At 34.2% G+C, this 16,135-nt stretch carries 19 protein-coding genes; 10 read left to right on the top strand and 9 right to left on the bottom strand.

All coding sequences use genetic code 11. From position 1 onward, the window contains the following. Nucleotides 1–99: 99 nt before the first annotated feature. Nucleotides 100–384, bottom strand: a complete 285-nt coding sequence (locus tag DSM00_RS05660) for a 4a-hydroxytetrahydrobiopterin dehydratase (RefSeq protein WP_128757056.1) — start codon at nt 382–384, stop codon at nt 100–102. Between the two features lie 127 nt (nt 385–511). Here DSM00_RS05660 and DSM00_RS05655 point away from each other — a divergent pair, with 127 nt between their 5' ends. Beyond that, a complete protein-coding gene (locus DSM00_RS05655; RefSeq protein WP_128757055.1) occupies nt 512–1,975 on the top strand; it encodes an aminoacyl-histidine dipeptidase in 1,464 nt (487 codons plus the stop codon). Between the two features lie 72 nt (nt 1,976–2,047). Here DSM00_RS05655 and DSM00_RS05650 read toward each other — a convergent pair whose 3' ends face one another. The 4 genes from DSM00_RS05650 to DSM00_RS05635 all read right to left on the bottom strand — a co-directional run bounded on the left by DSM00_RS05650 (nt 2,048) and on the right by DSM00_RS05635 (nt 5,438). Further along, a complete protein-coding gene (locus tag DSM00_RS05650; RefSeq protein WP_128757054.1) occupies nt 2,048–2,548 on the bottom strand; it encodes a DUF4168 domain-containing protein in 501 nt (166 codons plus the stop codon). Nucleotides 2,549–2,699: 151 nt separating this feature from the next. Continuing rightward, nucleotides 2,700–3,872 (bottom strand): peptidylprolyl isomerase, encoded by a 1,173-nt coding sequence (locus DSM00_RS05645; RefSeq protein ID WP_128757053.1) that lies wholly within the window; start codon nt 3,870–3,872, stop codon nt 2,700–2,702. A 2-nt stretch (nt 3,873–3,874) separates the two neighbouring features. Continuing rightward, the gene (gldI, locus tag DSM00_RS05640) at nt 3,875–4,429 is read right to left on the bottom strand and encodes a gliding motility-associated peptidyl-prolyl isomerase GldI (protein ID WP_128757052.1); all 555 of its coding nucleotides are present in this window, start codon (nt 4,427–4,429) and stop codon (nt 3,875–3,877) included. Then, on the bottom strand, nt 4,422–5,438 hold the full coding sequence (locus tag DSM00_RS05635) for a DHH family phosphoesterase (protein WP_128757051.1): 1,017 nt from the start codon (nt 5,436–5,438) through the stop codon (nt 4,422–4,424). The genes gldI and DSM00_RS05635 overlap by 8 nt, the downstream gene beginning before the upstream one ends. Before the next feature lie 76 nt (nt 5,439–5,514). Here DSM00_RS05635 and DSM00_RS05630 point away from each other — a divergent pair, with 76 nt between their 5' ends. Continuing rightward, nucleotides 5,515–6,540 (top strand): alkaline phosphatase D family protein, encoded by a 1,026-nt coding sequence (locus DSM00_RS05630; RefSeq protein WP_128757050.1) that lies wholly within the window; start codon nt 5,515–5,517, stop codon nt 6,538–6,540. Nucleotides 6,541–6,653: 113 nt separating this feature from the next. Continuing rightward, complete coding sequence (locus tag DSM00_RS05625) at nt 6,654–7,073, top strand: nucleoside-diphosphate kinase (RefSeq protein WP_128757049.1); 420 nt, start codon at nt 6,654–6,656, stop codon at nt 7,071–7,073. A gap of 56 nt (nt 7,074–7,129) precedes the next feature. On the opposite strand, the gene DSM00_RS05620 is transcribed toward DSM00_RS05625, so the two are convergent. From DSM00_RS05620 to recF, 3 genes are read right to left on the bottom strand one after another with little or no spacing between them, the layout of a single operon-like run. Beyond that, complete coding sequence (locus tag DSM00_RS05620; protein ID WP_128757048.1) at nt 7,130–7,426, bottom strand: DUF721 domain-containing protein; 297 nt, start codon at nt 7,424–7,426, stop codon at nt 7,130–7,132. Next, nucleotides 7,426–7,845: a lipocalin family protein gene (locus DSM00_RS05615; RefSeq protein ID WP_128757047.1), complete on the bottom strand. Its 420-nt coding sequence runs from the start codon at nt 7,843–7,845 to the stop codon at nt 7,426–7,428. Before DSM00_RS05615 ends, DSM00_RS05620 begins: the two co-directional genes overlap by 1 nt. Then, a complete protein-coding gene (gene recF, locus DSM00_RS05610; RefSeq protein ID WP_128757046.1) occupies nt 7,842–8,921 on the bottom strand; it encodes a DNA replication/repair protein RecF in 1,080 nt (359 codons plus the stop codon). The genes DSM00_RS05615 and recF overlap by 4 nt, the downstream gene beginning before the upstream one ends. A 151-nt stretch (nt 8,922–9,072) precedes the next feature. On the opposite strand from recF, the gene DSM00_RS05605 reads away from it, so the two are divergent. The 7 genes from DSM00_RS05605 (at nt 9,073) to DSM00_RS05575 (ending at nt 15,418) form a co-directional block, all read left to right on the top strand. Further along, entirely contained in the window at nt 9,073–9,837 is a 765-nt protein-coding gene (locus DSM00_RS05605) for a tetratricopeptide repeat protein (RefSeq protein WP_128757045.1), read from the top strand. A 13-nt stretch (nt 9,838–9,850) separates the two neighbouring features. Then, nucleotides 9,851–10,342, top strand: a complete 492-nt coding sequence (gene ribH, locus DSM00_RS05600; protein ID WP_128757044.1) for a 6,7-dimethyl-8-ribityllumazine synthase — start codon at nt 9,851–9,853, stop codon at nt 10,340–10,342. A 172-nt stretch (nt 10,343–10,514) separates the two neighbouring features. Further along, nucleotides 10,515–10,796: a riboflavin synthase subunit beta gene (locus DSM00_RS05595; RefSeq protein ID WP_128757043.1), complete on the top strand. Its 282-nt coding sequence runs from the start codon at nt 10,515–10,517 to the stop codon at nt 10,794–10,796. 3 nt (nt 10,797–10,799) lie between these two features. Continuing rightward, on the top strand, nt 10,800–12,680 hold the full coding sequence (gene mutL, locus DSM00_RS05590; RefSeq protein WP_128757042.1) for a DNA mismatch repair endonuclease MutL: 1,881 nt from the start codon (nt 10,800–10,802) through the stop codon (nt 12,678–12,680). Between the two features lie 43 nt (nt 12,681–12,723). Continuing rightward, entirely contained in the window at nt 12,724–13,491 is a 768-nt protein-coding gene (locus tag DSM00_RS05585; RefSeq protein ID WP_128757041.1) for a rhomboid family intramembrane serine protease, read from the top strand. Between the two features lie 2 nt (nt 13,492–13,493). Beyond that, nucleotides 13,494–14,387: a rhomboid family protein gene (locus tag DSM00_RS05580; protein ID WP_128757040.1), complete on the top strand. Its 894-nt coding sequence runs from the start codon at nt 13,494–13,496 to the stop codon at nt 14,385–14,387. Further along, nucleotides 14,387–15,418 carry an endonuclease/exonuclease/phosphatase family protein gene (locus DSM00_RS05575; protein WP_128757039.1) on the top strand — a complete coding sequence of 344 codons (1,032 nt, stop codon included), beginning with the start codon at nt 14,387–14,389 and terminating at the stop codon, nt 15,416–15,418. The genes DSM00_RS05580 and DSM00_RS05575 overlap by 1 nt, the downstream gene beginning before the upstream one ends. Nucleotides 15,419–15,421: 3 nt before the next feature. Here DSM00_RS05575 and DSM00_RS05570 read toward each other — a convergent pair whose 3' ends face one another. Continuing rightward, nucleotides 15,422–16,045 carry a WbqC family protein gene (locus DSM00_RS05570; RefSeq protein WP_128757038.1) on the bottom strand — a complete coding sequence of 208 codons (624 nt, stop codon included), beginning with the start codon at nt 16,043–16,045 and terminating at the stop codon, nt 15,422–15,424. Nucleotides 16,046–16,135 lie beyond the last annotated feature (90 nt).

Genomic DNA, 16,135 nt, shown 5'->3' with positions numbered 1-16,135 from the left:
ATTTGATTTTTAACGGGGGTAAATTTAACGAAATTCAGTATTAAGAATGCGTTATTTCAACAGAAATGTACATTCCCTTAAACTTGGATTAATAAAATTTTACCCGCCTATAATATCTTCAATAGTATGAGCTAATTTAAAGTCCTTTTCAGTAATTCCGCCAGCGTCATGTGTAGATAGACTTATGTTTAAAGTATTATAAATATTCGTCCAGTCTGGATGATGTTGTTGTAATTCTGCCTCAAATGCTATACGTGTCATCGTTGCGAATGCCTCTTTAAAATTCTCAAATTCTAAAGAAGTATGTATGGCATCATCTTTATACTCCCAACCATTTAAATTTTCAAGATTTTTTTCTATTGTAGTTACATCTAGTTTTTTCATAATATAAATTTTAAATATAATATAGCTAAGCCTTTTACAATGGTAAAGCGCTTAACCGAAGATTAACGTTTACAAGATTACCATTTTAATTAGTGATATCCTGTACCTTTACAAAAAACAGATTTTTATGACAAATATTGAAATACGAGAACTTCAACCACAAGCTATTTGGCGCAACTTTGCTAATCTAAATGAGGTGCCGAGACCATCAAAAGATGAAGCACGGGTTATCGCATTTATGAAAGCATTTGGCGAAGGACTAGGTCTGGAAACTTTTGTAGATGAAGTAGGTAATGTTATTGTTAGAAAACCTGCTACTCCTGGTCTCGAAGATAGAAAAGCGGTAATACTGCAATCTCATCTAGATATGGTACATCAAAAGAATAATGCAACTGATTTCGATTTTGATTCAGAAGGAATCAAGATGAAAATTGAGGGCGATTGGGTTAAGGCTGAAGGAACAACTCTGGGTGCCGATAATGGGTTAGGGGTTGCTACAATAATGGCTATACTAGAAAGTACTGATTTACCTCATCCTGCAATTGAAGCTCTTTTCACAATTGATGAAGAAACTGGAATGACAGGTGCAATGGGTCTGAAGGGCGGTATTCTCAAGGGAGATATATTGCTCAATCTTGATACTGAAGAAGATGATGAGATAGGAGTAGGATGTGCTGGTGGTATTGATATAACTGCAACCCGTTCTTATAGTCTTGAGGAAGTAGAAGAGGGTAAGACTGGATACCAACTTATCGTGAATGGTTTACAAGGAGGTCATTCGGGAATGGAAATCATAAAAGGTTTAGGTAACGCTAATAAATTTATGAATCGATTTTTACTTGATGGTTTTGAAAATTATGGTCTTCGTATCGAAGAAATATCTGGCGGTGGATTACGCAATGCTATTCCGAGAGAGAGTGTATCTAAATTTTGTATAGATACTATACATGACGAGGCTTTTAAGGCTGATATAGAGGAGTTTTCTGCTGTTCTTAAAGAAGAATATAAAACGCTTGAGCCTAATTTAAAAATTACCCTTGAAAAAATAGATTTGCCAAAGCGTGTAATGAATTTAAGTGTTCAAGAGGGATTCCTAAAAGCAATACAAGCTGCCTGGAATGGAGTATATCGAATGAGTCCGGATATTGAGAATCTAGTTGAAACATCAAATAACGTAGCTCGGGTATCTGTTAAAGAGGGTAATCTTGAAGTACTATGTCTCACTAGATCTTCGGTTGAATCATCACGAACCGATCTTGCTAATACGCTGCGAAGTGTTTTTGAATTAATAGGCTGTGATGTTGTATTGTCTGGTGAATACCCGGGTTGGAAACCCAATATGGAAAGTCCTATTTTACAAGTGCTCGTTGATAAATACAAACAAATTAATAATACAGATCCGCATGTAGCAGCATGTCACGCAGGTCTGGAATGTGGAATTCTAGGTCAAAATTACCCTGATATGGATATGATATCTTTTGGCCCAACAATACGTGGAGCACATTCTCCAGATGAGCGAGTAAGTATTACTTCGGTACAAAAATTCTGGAAATTTGTTCAGGAGATACTAAAAGATATACCTTTAAAATAGGTGTAGTTCTTATATGAAATAAAAGGGAGATGCGTTAGCATCTCCCTTTTTTAATAAATTACAAAGTGCTAATTAGCCTTGAGTCTGGCTCTTAATCATTATCTGCTGAAATTTTTGTTGTAACGCTTTATCTTTTTGAAGCGCAAGTGCTACCTCTTTATATTTATCCATAGTTAAGCCATGATCTTCGATAATAGCCATCATCTTAGATTCTAACTCAGGTTGCATACTTTCTAATGCTGTCACCACTGCCTTATGCTTTTCTAATTCTTCACTTGAAGCATCTACAGTAGCTTCTGGATTCATTTTAGATTTTTGAATCTCATTAAAGCGTTCAAGTTCAAGTCCCTGATCTTGAATAATACCCATCATTTGTTGTTGAGCAACTTTATTCTCTTCTTGAACGTCTACAAAAGCACCGGCAAATTTAGTTAGTTCGGCAGTTGTTATATTTGTTTGTGTTTGCGCTGTGGTCTGTGTTGGAGCTACTTGAGCATTAGCTGTCATAGTTACACCACCTATCAATGCACCTGTAAGTGCTAAAGCAATTATATCTTTCTTAAATGTAATCATTATGGTTTCTTTTTTTAATGAAGTTTAAGGTTAAGAAAGAAACATACCATAACAGATATTTTAAGAAACAAACTAAGATATTTTAGAAGAGCTTAACACCGTATGCGTGCAATGTTAAAAATATCCCTATAGAAATACTAAAAACAACTAATTAATTTGATTCCCGATCATCGATAAGTTCGACTTCAAATACTAGATTAGTTCTGGGTTTTATTATTCTATATCCACGCTCTCCATAACCTAAGTGATAAGGAATAAATAAAGTTGCTTTGTCCCCGTAATTTAATTGTTGAATACCTTCCTTAAACCCTGCTATCATCTGCGCTTCGGGACCATATGGAATTTCAATAGGAGTATACATGCTCTCTTTAGGCCTGGTTTGCATATTCCACTCATTTGCACGTTCTTGAATATTGCTGTCAAATAACTCACCATCAGAAAAATACCCTGCATAATTCACCTTCACGAGTTGTGAACGCTTTGGTTTATCATCAGAGCCTTTTTCAGTAATTAAAATAGCTAAACCACTTTCAAGAGTATCTGCTCGCTTTCGTTGCTCTTCAAAAGCTAATTTTTTGTCTTCCTTAAGCTTTTCTTTTGCTGCAAGGGCCTCTTCTTTTTCTTTAGCCTTTTTTTCAATTTCTTCAGTAAAAACTTCAGGAGCCTCAAAGTGTCTGGCTTCTGTACCTTTTCTAATAATTTTTAGAGACTGAATAGTAACTTTAGATTTTGGCTTACCAGAGCGAGCATCGGCCATTTCGGTTTCAGTAATTTTCTTTAAAACATCAAATCCTGAAATTAATTTTCCGAAGACGGTATGACAGCCTATTTGTGGATTTTCACAATTTTTCAATTTATCATCTGTGTCATAACCGTCAAGATGTGGAGTAGGGGCATCTGTTATAAAAAACTGACTACCATTTGTACCATAACCAGAATTAGCCATAGAAAGAACCCCAATAGTATCGTGTTTTAAATGAGGGCTAAATTCGTCGTGAAATTTGTAACCCGGCCCGCCGCTACCATTTCCGCTAGGATCTCCACCTTGAATCATAAATCCTTTTATAATTCTATGAAATGTCAAATTATCATAAAAAGGTTTTCCTTTATAAATCGAGTCAGCCAGCGGATTATTACCTTCAGCAAGAGAAACAAAATTTGCTACAGTAGCCGGTGCTTCTTTATAAAATAAAGTAATAAGCATAGTGCCTTTGTTAGTTACTACTTCAGCATAAAGGCCATTATCCAGATCTGGGTATTTATCATCAGAACAGGATACAAAGGCTAATAAAATCATGAATGCAAAAAAGAATGCTTTTTTCATAATTAGTTTTCAATATTATTTCTTTGAACTTGGGTTAAATAAACTTTTGTTTGAATTGGCAGGTTAGAGCCAATAATATCTTCAAAACCGTAATATCCAAATGCTTTATGAGACGGAAAAAGAAAAGTTACCACTTCACCCTCCTGCATTAATTTTAGACCGTCTTTAAGACCTGATATTAAGTCTTGATTGCTTTGTTCAATTTGGTAGGTTTGTTCTCCTAATTCTTCTTTAGAAACTATAGGCTCGCCATCGAGCGAATTTATTTCATAACTAAATGTCACCAAATCGCCGGTACGAGGTTTAATTAGGTCTAATGTGTCTTTAATGTTATAGTAATACCAGAACCCTTTATCTGAAGTGAAGTATTCATTTTCTGGATGATTTTCCATAATGCGTTTTATAGCATCTTCCTGAGCCTTATTCATTTTTTTATTTCGTTCAATGGAAAGGTCAACATAGGAACCAGATGATTGACTTACGGGTCTTCGTGCTTCTGGGGTTTTACAAGCAGCAACTAAGACAAAGAGTACAACGAGCAAATTATATTTATTCATTAAGTGCATCTTTATATTGAGGTAATATACTAATAAAATAAGCAACGGTATCTTCAAGGGAGAGGTCGCTTTTGCCGCCTGCGGCATTTGTATGACCGCCTCCGTGAAAATGAGAGCGTGACATCTCATTTACCGAAAAGTCACCTTTAGAACGCAAAGAAATCTTAATTATTCCTTCTTGTTTATTTTCTATAAATATGAGTGCTATTTTGATATTGTCTAACGATAGGCCATAATTTACAAATCCTTCTGTATCGCCTTTTTGATAATTATGTTCATCAAGTTCATCTTGAGATAGAGTTATATATGCGGCTCTATATTCTGGAAGTACTTTAAGATTTGTGAGAGCAGTCCCCAAAAGCTGCATTCTGGAGAAGCTATTTGCATCATAAATTTGCTCGTGTATAAATGCATTATCAGCTCCTTTTTCTATAAGGCTGGCAATAACCGTATGCGTAAGAGAAGATGTAGATCTAAATCTAAAAGAACCTGTGTCTGTCATTATACCGGTATAAAGGCACGTAGCTATATCAGCATCTATGAGGTCTTTATCACCCAGCATTTCTATTGTATGATAAACCATTTGGCAAGTTGCACATATAGTAACATCACTGTAAGTAACAACGGCATAATCATCTGGCTGCTGGTGATGATCAATCATCACAAATTGGGCGGATGATTTTTCTAAGATCACCGACATGTCTCCTACACGAGAAAGTGAATTAAAATCAAGAGTAAATATTAAATCAGCTTCCTTGATAAGTCTTAGCGCCTGTTGATTTTGAAGATCATATTTAATTACAAAATCTTCAAATGGAAGCCATTTTAAAAATTTTGGATAATCGTTAGGACTTACGACTGTTGCTCTGTGACCTTTTTTATTTAAATACTGTAAAAGACCTAAAGTAGATCCCATTGCATCGCCATCGGGATTTTTATGAGGTATAATTACTATATTTTTTGGAGTAGATAATAAATCTTGAAGTAGTAGTAATTCTGATTTTTTCATAGAAGGCGAATATACGATTTCATGATATAGGGTTAATATGAGAAAATGTAATTTTGATTGTTTAAACTACAATAGAATGATATCAAAATTTCAAAACTCCTTATTTGTTACATTTTTTTTACTTTTTTCAGTTTGTTCATTAACTGCTCAGGAAAGTGATGCCAATTCAAAATTTACAATTGCATTCGGTTCTTGCAATCGGGTAGATTTACCTAATCCGTTCTGGGAGGATATTGCCTCTAAAGATCCGGATGTTTTTATATGGGGAGGAGATGTTATTTACGCAGATACCGATAATATGAAGAAAATGGAAGCGATGTATTCTAAACAAAAGAATAACGATACTTATAAGTCTTTTGCTGCCCAAACTGAAATTTTAGGAACTTGGGATGATCACGACTATGGTATAAATGATGGTGGAGCAGAATATAGTAAAAAGCAATCGAGCCAAAAGCTGTTTCTAGATTTTCTAAATGTCCCTGAAGATTCAGAAATTAGAAATAAAGAAGGCGTATATATGGCTAAAGATTATCAGCTAGGTGATAAGTTGATTAAGATTATAGTTCTAGATACCCGTTATTTTAGAACAGAATTGACAGATGACAGAAAATCTGGTAAGCGTTATGTACCTAATGCGAATGGAGAAGGAACCGTTTTAGGAGCAGAGCAATGGCAATGGCTTACTGAACAACTAAATCAACAATCAGACTATTGTATTGTCATGAGTAGTATTCAGTTTTTAAGTGCAGAACACGGTTTTGAAACGTGGGGAAATTTTCCTGGGGAAGTGACGCGATTTGAAAATCTTTTAAAAAGTGGAAATGCATCCAATGTTATCCTGCTTAGTGGTGATCGTCATATTTCAGAATTTTCAAAGAAAGAGATTTCAGGATTAGAATATCCATTAATTGATTTTACTTCAAGCGGATTAACACATTCATACACATCGTATAAGGGAGAGCCAAATAAATATAGAATAGGCGAAGTTATAAGTGACCGTAGTTATGGTTTATTAACGCTAGATCTTAAAAACAATTTAGTTAATTTCAAAATTATGGGTATTAATGATCAGATTTTAAGTGAGTTAAATCAAGAATATTAATTGTAAGTATGCAAATGGCTAATTCTAATTAAAAGAATTACTTTTGCAGCGATTTTAAAAACAAAAATTCGGTCTTTAAATTTTTAAGGGAGGTCGATACAAAACAAAACAAAATGGCAACAAACAGAACGTTTACCATGATTAAGCCAGACGGTGTTGAAAATGGACACATTGGCGCAATATTAGAAAAAATTTCAGCTTCAGGTTTTCGCATTGTAGCGCTTAAAATGACTCAAATGACTACTGCTGATGCAGAGGCTTTTTATGCTGTTCATAATGAGCGTCCGTTTTTTGGTGAACTTGTAGAATTTATGACTAGAGGTCCTATCGTTGCAGCAATTTTAGAAAAAGATAATGCTGTTGAAGACTTTAGAACACTTATAGGTGCTACTAATCCTGCTGATGCTGCAGAAGGTACTATAAGAAAATTATATGCTACTTCTATGGGAGAAAATGCTGTTCACGGAAGTGATAGCGATGAAAATGCAGCTATTGAAAGTGCATTTCATTTTTCAGGAAGAGAGCAATTTTAATTGTTAGAACTTGCAAAAAAAATAGCGGCTAAAAGCCGCTATTTTTTGCTTTACCTTTATCTAAGAACAATAGTTTTAATTACTTCTTTACCTAGTTCTTCATTAAGATTACGTACAATTTTTTCTTTACCGTAACCCAATTCTTCCCGTAAAACCGAAGAACTCAACTGGACAAATAATTTATCTTTATCAAGTTTTATTTGAGTAGTATATTTATTAATGGCAGGCCCCATAATATCTCTCCAGGCATCTGCAACATTCACCTTATCAATACCGGTTTGTAATTTATTTTTTTCTACAAATGATCCTAGCACATCACGGAGTGATTTAGGATCTGCATCTCTTTTTGCCATTAGTTTGTAATATCTATTTTTTCAAATTTATGATACGTGTAAATCAGTCCACGCTCATTTTTAAGTTGTAATTCTTCACTATCAGCTTTCAAAACGGTCTCTGTCCAGGAATCAAAAGGCGTTTTGTATCGTAAATACAAGGAATCATTTTTAATTAGAATGGTAATGGTTTCCTTCGAATCTGTGGTAACAAATGTACCATCAATACGAGGTAAAACCTTAGTTCTAAATCCTAAACTATCTTCAATTTCAATATAATCTACCTGCTCGCTAAACTTAAAATCGGTTTTTTTTCCGTTGGGATTTTCGACTTGCTTGATTTCCCAATAACCATTTAAATCTTTAAGTTGTTCCTGCGGATTATTTTCGGCGCAGCTATACAATATAACTAATAGAAAAGGTATAATGATTTTTTTCAAAGTTTAAATAATTTATAGGTTTGATGAATCTCTTTAATTATAGCTTCAGTTCGATCTGCGTGGGTGTCACTTATAAACAGCTGACCAAAATTATCATCATTTACCAGATCTATTATTTGTGTCACGCGATTTTCGTCTAATTTATCAAAAATATCGTCTAATAATAAGAGAGGGGTAGTATTACTTTGAGATTTTATAAAATCAAATTGAGCTAACTTTAAAGCTATAAGATATGATTTTTGCTGTCCCTGGCTACCAAATTTTTTTATAGGATGTCCTTCAATTTTAAAACTTAAATCATCTCTATGTGTACCCACACTTGTATAGTTTAAGGCTCTATCTTTAGATAGGTTTTCTTCAAGAAGTTTATCAAGCGTATTGTCGTGTAATTGACTTTTATATTTAAGTTTAACTGTTTCTTTTGCGCCACTTATAGATTCATATCGTGCTTTAAAAACGGGTGTAAATGCATCAACAAATGCGTTGCGTTTTTCAAAAAGAATTTGCCCTAAGCTATTCATTTGCGCGTTATAAATACTTAAAGTTTCTTTATTAAACGTATGATTTGCATTAAAGTACTTAAGGAGGGCATTGCGCTGGGCAACAGTTTTATTGTATTTAATAAGTGTGTCTAAATATTGGCGGTCACTCTGGGCGATTACACCATCCATAAATTTACGACGCGTCTCGCTACCTTCAATGATTAAATCTCTGTCTGCTGGTGATATTATCACTAGTGGTAAAAAGCCTATATGATCAGAAAAGCGTTCATAAACTTTTCCGTTTCGTTTAATCACTTTTTTCTGGCCACGCTTTGCACTTATTATAACTTTTTCTTCCCGGTCTTGTTTCTCATAACTCCCATCGATGACAAAAAAATCTGCATCGTGGTTGATGTTTTGAACGGTTATGGGATTAAAGTAACTTTTACCAAATGATAAATGATAAATTGCGTCAAGGACATTAGTTTTCCCTACACCATTATTACCTACAAAACAGTTAATTTTTTTATCAAGTATAAATGATGCAGTTTCAAAATTTTTATAGTTAATAAGCGAAAGTGCTTTTAGAATCATAGAGTTAAAACGGATTTTTATACATTAAAACACTCAAAAACAAGTAGTTGAATTAATGTGTTTTCATATGCAAATTATTGAAAAATAACAAAACAATAGTCTGTTAATATTGAATAAAAATTTTATTTTTGCGCCCAACAAAAGTTTAAGAATGGCCACATATCAAAAAAGGGGTTACAAACCTAAGACCAAAGAAGAAGTAGAGGAAGTTGTGCAAGAAGAAAGCACAACAGCTGAAGTATTCTCATCGTTAGATGAGGGAGCATCTCGTACCGAAGCCTGGGTTGAAAAAAATCAAAAACCTATTTTTATAGGTATTGCAATAGTTGTTATTGCTGTATTAGGTTATTTAGGTTATAAGAAGTTTATACAAGAGCCTAAAGAATTAGAAGCTTCTAATGAAATGTATCAGGCGCAAACTTATTTTAATGAGGCTGTTGCAGGGAACGTTGCAAAAGATTCTCTTTTTAATCTTTCTCTTAATGGAGGTGAAGGTAAATATGGTTTCTTAGATATTATAGATAACTATTCTGGTACAAAAGCTGGGAACCTTGCGCATTATTATGCAGGTATGGCATATTTAAATACTAATAAATATCAAGAAGCTATAGATGAATTAGAAGATTTTGATAGTGATGATATGATGTTAGGCCCTTTGGCTAAAGGTTCTATTGGTGATGCATTTATGCAATTAGATCAGCCAGAAGAAGCTCTTTCTTTTTATGTTAAAGCTGCTGATGCAAAAGCGAATGACTTTACAACTCCACGTTTTCTATTAAAAGCTGCTACTGTAGCAATTTCTTTAGGGAAAAATGATGATGCAGTAAAGTATTTAACAAGAATTCAAGAAGATTATAGTGCATCTGCTGCAGCTCAAGAAGTTCCACTTTATTTAGGAATGGCAAAGGCAGAATAAAAAAATAATATATATGGCAACAACAGACTTGTCTGTTTATGATAAATCTTCAATCCCAAACGCGAAAAATTTTCGGTTTGGGATTGTTGTTTCAGAATGGAATCATGATATAACACAAGGTCTTTTTCAAGGTGCATTTGACACTTTTATTGACTGTGGTGTTCTTAAAGAAAATATCGTTCGTTGGGATGTTCCTGGTAGTTTTGAACTTATCTATGGTTGTAAAAAAATGCAACAAAGCTATGATATGCTTGATGCTGTTATAGCTGTAGGTAGTGTTATTCAAGGGCAGACAAAACATTTTGACTTTGTTTGTGATGGAGTAACTCAAGGAATCAAGGATCTTAATGTGCAAAGTGATATCCCGGTTATATTCTGTGTGCTTACAGATAATACCATGCAACAAGCTATAGATCGTAGTGGAGGACAGCACGGTAACAAAGGAGTAGAAGCCGCAGTCGCTGCTATTAAGATGGCTCAATTGCGCAAGGATGCTAAATTCTAGCACCCTGTAATTTCTAAATTTTCAGTTTTCAACATTTAGCGATTCAATAGGTATAGCTTAAGGTTTTTTGATTGATCTTAAATAACTTGATGTGGAATGCTTTTTGATCTAATTAGCTTGTGGCTTATTGCGGCCTTTACATCATTTATTGTAAATTTGAATTTTAGAAATTATGGGAATTTTAAAAGCACGCAAGAATAAAAAATATGGTTATAGCCCTCGATATTACGAGGGTAGTTCGACACCATTTAAGCTCGAATCAAAATTTGATAAATACCGTAAAGCTACTTTAGAGACAAAAGGTCTAAAAGGTAAATTCACTACTGCTTGGGATGACTTTAGGTATAATAATGACAAAAGAGCTAATAGAACTACACTGTTTATTTTAGCAATTTTAGTTTTGTTGTTTCTCTTTATTATAGATTTTGATCTAAGCATCTTTACCCAATTTTAATCTATGTCTGATATTATAAAGCTTCTACCAGATCACGTAGCCAATCAAATTGCTGCGGGCGAGGTTGTTCAACGACCTGCATCTGTAGTTAAAGAGCTTTTAGAAAATGCAATTGACGCTGGTGCTTCTCAGATCAAGATATTAGTAAAAGACGCAGGTAGAACGCTTGTTCAGGTAATCGACGATGGTAGGGGTATGAGCACTACAGATGCTCGGCTTAGTTTTGAACGCCATGCAACATCAAAAATAAAATCTGCAGACGATCTTTTTGCGCTTTGTACAAAAGGTTTCAGGGGAGAAGCTCTTGCTTCCATCGCAGCAGTTGCTCACGTAGAGTTAAAAACAAAAACAGAAAATGAGGAAGTAGGTACTCGCATAGAAATTGAAGGTAGTACCATTAAAGAGCAAGAGGTTTGTGCTACTATTAAAGGAACTTCTATAGCTGTGAAAAATTTATTTTATAATATTCCGGCTAGGCGTAATTTTCTAAAATCTGATAATGTTGAACTGCGTCACGTTATTGACGAATTTCAGCGTGTAGCGTTAGCACACGAGGGTATTGGGTTTGTTATGTACCACAATGATAACGAACTATTCAACCTTCAGCGAGCAAATAAAAGGCAGCGTATTGTTTCAATATTTGGCGCAAAAACCAATGAGAAATTGGTTCCTGTTGTTGAAGAAACAGAAATCGTAGAAATTGATGGTTTTATTATTAAGCCTGAATTTTCAAAGAAAACAAAAGGAGAACAGTTCTTTTTTGTCAATGATCGATTTATAAAGCATCCTTACTTAAATCATTCGGTTAATGCAGCTTTTGATGGTTTGTTACCAGATCGTTCAAGAGCTAGTTATTTTATCTACCTTAAAGTAGATCCTAAGACTATAGATATTAATATTCACCCTACTAAAACAGAGGTGAAATTTGAAGATGAGCACGCGATTTATAATTTACTGCGTGCTGCAGTAAAGCATAGTCTAGGTCAATTTAATATTGCTCCAATTTTAGACTTTAACAGAGAGTCTAATATGGATACACCCTATTCCTATAAGGATAAAGCGGTAGAGGTACCACGCGTAGAGGTAGATCGTAATTTTAATCCTTTTGAAACTGTTACCAGCAATGGCAGATCTTCCCATGTTGCTACCTATGAAAAGAAAAGTAGTGCTGGTTGGGAAACTATGTATGAGGGACTTGACAGACGTACTACAGAGTCATCTTTTAGCTCTTTGCAAATTGAAGATGAGCCAGAAGGAGAATCTCTTTTTGTAGAACATGAAAGCAAAGGCTTTACTGAAAACAAACAGACAGACAGAGATGCAGCCAATACGTATCAAATTCATAATAAATACGTAGTAAGTGCCATTAAAAGTGGTATGCTTGTAATAGACCAAAACAGAGCACATCAACGGGTACTTTATGAAGAATTTCTTCGGAATATTACCGTTAAGGAATCTGTAAGTCAGCAACTGCTGTTTCCACTTAGATTAGATTATTCTAGTTCTGAATTAGCACTTTTTAGTTCGTTGAAAGAATCACTTGAAAATACTGGTTTTGTACTTGACTTTCCTGAAGATGGTATTTTAGAAGTTTCTGGTATACCTGCTAGTATTCAAGAAAGTGAAGTATCAATTGTACTGGAGCAATTATTAAGTGATGTTGAGCAAGAAGTACCAAATGCCGGATTTAGTCAGACAGATGTTCTTGCAAAAAGTATGGCCAAAAGTATGGCTGTAAAAACTGGAGAAAAATTGGATGATTTGTCACGGGAGCACTTAGTAAATAAGTTATTTGCTTGTACCGAACCTACTTTATCCCCATTTTATAAAAAAACATTTATTACACTTACAGTCGATGAACTCGATCGTAAATTTAACGCATAATTAAAAACGTTTTATTACGTTTCTAAATTCCAAATCTTATTAGATGGGCAAAATCACCGAAACTGTAAAGGTTCTCTTAATTATAAACGTAATCTTTTTCTTAGGGACAAAATTTTTGTTTCCTCAGGCTTTAGATCTTTTTGCATTGTGGTTTCCAGCAAATCCAAATTTTGAATATTGGCAGCCACTTACGCATATGTTTATGCACGATCAAAGCAGTATTTTTCATATACTTTTTAACATGTATGCGCTGTATGCCTTTGGTGGACCGGTTGAGCAGATGTTAGGGAAAAATAAGTTCATTTTCTTTTACTTTTCAGCTGGTTTAGGAGCGGCATTGATTCATACATTAGTAGGATATTATCATTATCAGGTAGGCTATACGGCACTTATTGATGCTGGTATTAGTCCGACCGACATTTCTCAAATATTAGAAAAAGCGTTTACGAGCATCCAACAGACGGGACAATACTCGTACCCTGATATTGGTGAAGCAGATAAAATTAGAGGAATGATTGAAGCTTTTTCAACTTCAGCGGTAGGAGCGTCAGGAGCCATTTATGGTGTTCTTGTAGCCTTTGGGATGTTGTTTCCTAATGCAGAGCTTTTCTTAATATTTTTGCCTATTCCTATCAAAGCGAAGTTCTTTATTCCGGTTTTAATTCTTATTGATTTATTTTCTGGTGTGACCGGCTTTTCTCTTTTCGGTCAGAATATTGCCAATTTCGCTCACATTGGTGGGGCCTTATTTGGGTTCATAATGATGTGGTATTGGAAAAAGAACAGTTTTAATGATAAACGCTGGTATTAGCTATGTCTGGAACAAACTTGAGTTACCAATTTAAAACGGCTTCTATTGTTGTAAAACTTATCGTGGTTAATGTATTAATCTGGATAGGTTTTATGCTTCTTGAATGGATTTTAAATTCAGGAAATATTATAACACAATGGTTAAGTCTTCCTACACATTTAGGAAGATTATTAATTCAGCCTTGGTCACTGCTTACTTATGCATTTCTTCACGGAGGATTCTGGCATATTTTCTGGAATATGTTAATCCTGTATTGGTTTGGTCAGATAGTTTTGAATCTTTTTACTGAAAAACGTTTTCTAACTATATACCTCTTAGGTGCATTAGCCGGAGGTGTCTTTTTTGTGGTTTCTTATAATTTATTTCCGGTTCTTATTGAATCAACAGCTTACTTGATAGGTGCAAGTGCAGCTGTGAGAGCTATAATGATCTTTATAGCCACATATACTCCTAATACTGAGGTACGCGTTATATTTTTCAATGTGAAGTTATGGCACATCGGTGTTTTTGTAATTCTCACAGATCTTATACAAATTCCTTCATCTGATAATGCAGGCGGATTACTGGCGCACGTGGGCGGGGCGATTTTTGGATTTGTATATGCACAACAACTTCAAAAAGGAAATGATATCGGTATCTGGTGGGAGCGTTTAGCAGATAAGGTAGTAGCTCTTTTAAAGCCACGCCCTAGAAGTGAGAAAAAAGCTAAAATGAAAACCGTATACCGCAATAAACAAACAAGTAATTCAGTTAATAGATCTGGATCTAATTCTTTATCAAAGTCTGAAAAGCAAATACGTGTGGATACTATTTTAGATAAAATAAGCAAGAGTGGTTATGATAGCCTTTCAAAAGAGGATAAAGATTTTTTATTTAAAGCCGGAAAAGATAATTAATGAAGAATCTCGGACTCTGGAATAAGGTTGTTTTTTTTTTAAACAGTCTTTTTGCAATAGCATTATTAATAGGTTACACCTTGCCCTATTTTCCACCTAAAGTTTTTCCACCTATATCCGTACTTACTCTTATAATACCAGCGCTGTTAGCCACAAATGTCATATTTGTTATTTACTGGCTACTGCTTTTTAAAAAACAGTTCTTGCTATCCGGTTTAATTTTAGTGTTGTGGCTATTTATTGGTACAACATTATATAATTTTAGCTCAGGAATCCCTGTTCAAAACGTTGAACAAGCATCAGAAGATTTAAGTATTTTCAGCTATAACGTTCACGTTTTTACAAGTGATAAATTTGATAAGGAGCAAATACGCGAGGGAGTTCTCGAATTGATAAACACGAATGCACCTGATATATTAACATTTCAGGAGTTTTCAAAACACAATTCGCCTAATTTCAAGAACTATAAATATTCCTATTTAGGTAATGAGACGGTTGCGCGTAATTTTGGACAGGCAATTTACTCGAAGTATCCTATAATTAACCAGGGCTCTCTAGATTTTAAAGCGACATTTAACAATGGTATTTTTGTTGATATCGTAAAAGCTCAGGATACCATTCGTATTTACAATATGCATATGCAAACGCTTACGCTTACTCCAGAGCTTAATGCACTTGAAAAAGAAGATACTAAATCTCTTGTAGGTAGATTGGGAAGAGCTTTTAAAAAACAACAAGAACAAACCAATATATTTTTAGAACATCAGAAAAATAGCCCTTATAAAACGATAGTTGCTGGGGATTTTAATAATACTGCTTTTTCTTATACCTATAATAAAATTCGAGGTTCCCGAAGAGATGCTTTTGAAGAAAAGGGGAGCGGTTTTGGACGAACATTTATATTTGACATAATTCCATTACGCATCGATTTTATTCTACCCGATGAAAGCTATGACGTTAAGGCTTTTGAAAATTTTGATGTAGGCTACTCAGATCACTTTCCTATAATGGCTATAGTGAGCACAAAGTAGTTGCTACAGCTTCAAATCTACGTTCTGTAGGTAAGTAATTGCTTCAGGACCGTGATTAAACAGTAAATCTAAAACGGAGAGATAGGGAATAAAACCATTTTTTTCTTCAAACACTTGTCTATAGGGGGCAATTTCCGTTTTATTTTTCCTTTTGCCATCTGCAAAATAGCGTAGATCTATTTTATCTGCGTAATTATCTTCATAACTTGAGGTGTAACTTATTGTAAGATCTATATCTAATAGCTCTTGAAGGTATTTGATCGAATCTATATTAAATTCAAGAAGAGAATTGTATTCTTTATGAAAAAGAGGATAAATATCATCTTCATAAAATTCAAAAAAAGGAGATGTTCTATAAGCAATTACTAAAGATCTCCAGTGTTGTCGTTGCCACAAAAAACTATTCTCAATATAAGTATCCTCTATTTTCTTACGCTCCTTCTTTTTTGAATGTAATATAGGAATATTAAGAAGTAACCTGCCGTTTGAGGTAGCAATATACATTCTGCTCCTATAACTTTGTTTTTGATAGTTTTCTGAAACTTCAAGCATGATAGTGTCTGCTTGTACCATTGCAGCAAATGATAGTATATCTGGAAAATAGGTAGGGCTTATAATTATATTCATATTCGTATAAATCTGCAAAGATACTTTAATTAGCATTTTATAACATTGGGTAATACCACGAATTTATTTATAAGAAAAATCTTACGTATA

This window comes from Leeuwenhoekiella aequorea (genome assembly GCF_004104375.1).
Lineage (GTDB): Bacteria > Bacteroidota > Bacteroidia > Flavobacteriales > Flavobacteriaceae > Leeuwenhoekiella > Leeuwenhoekiella aequorea.
The sequence above is the reverse complement of the archived record's forward strand: the minus strand, read 5'-3'. Positions and strand labels throughout refer to the sequence as shown.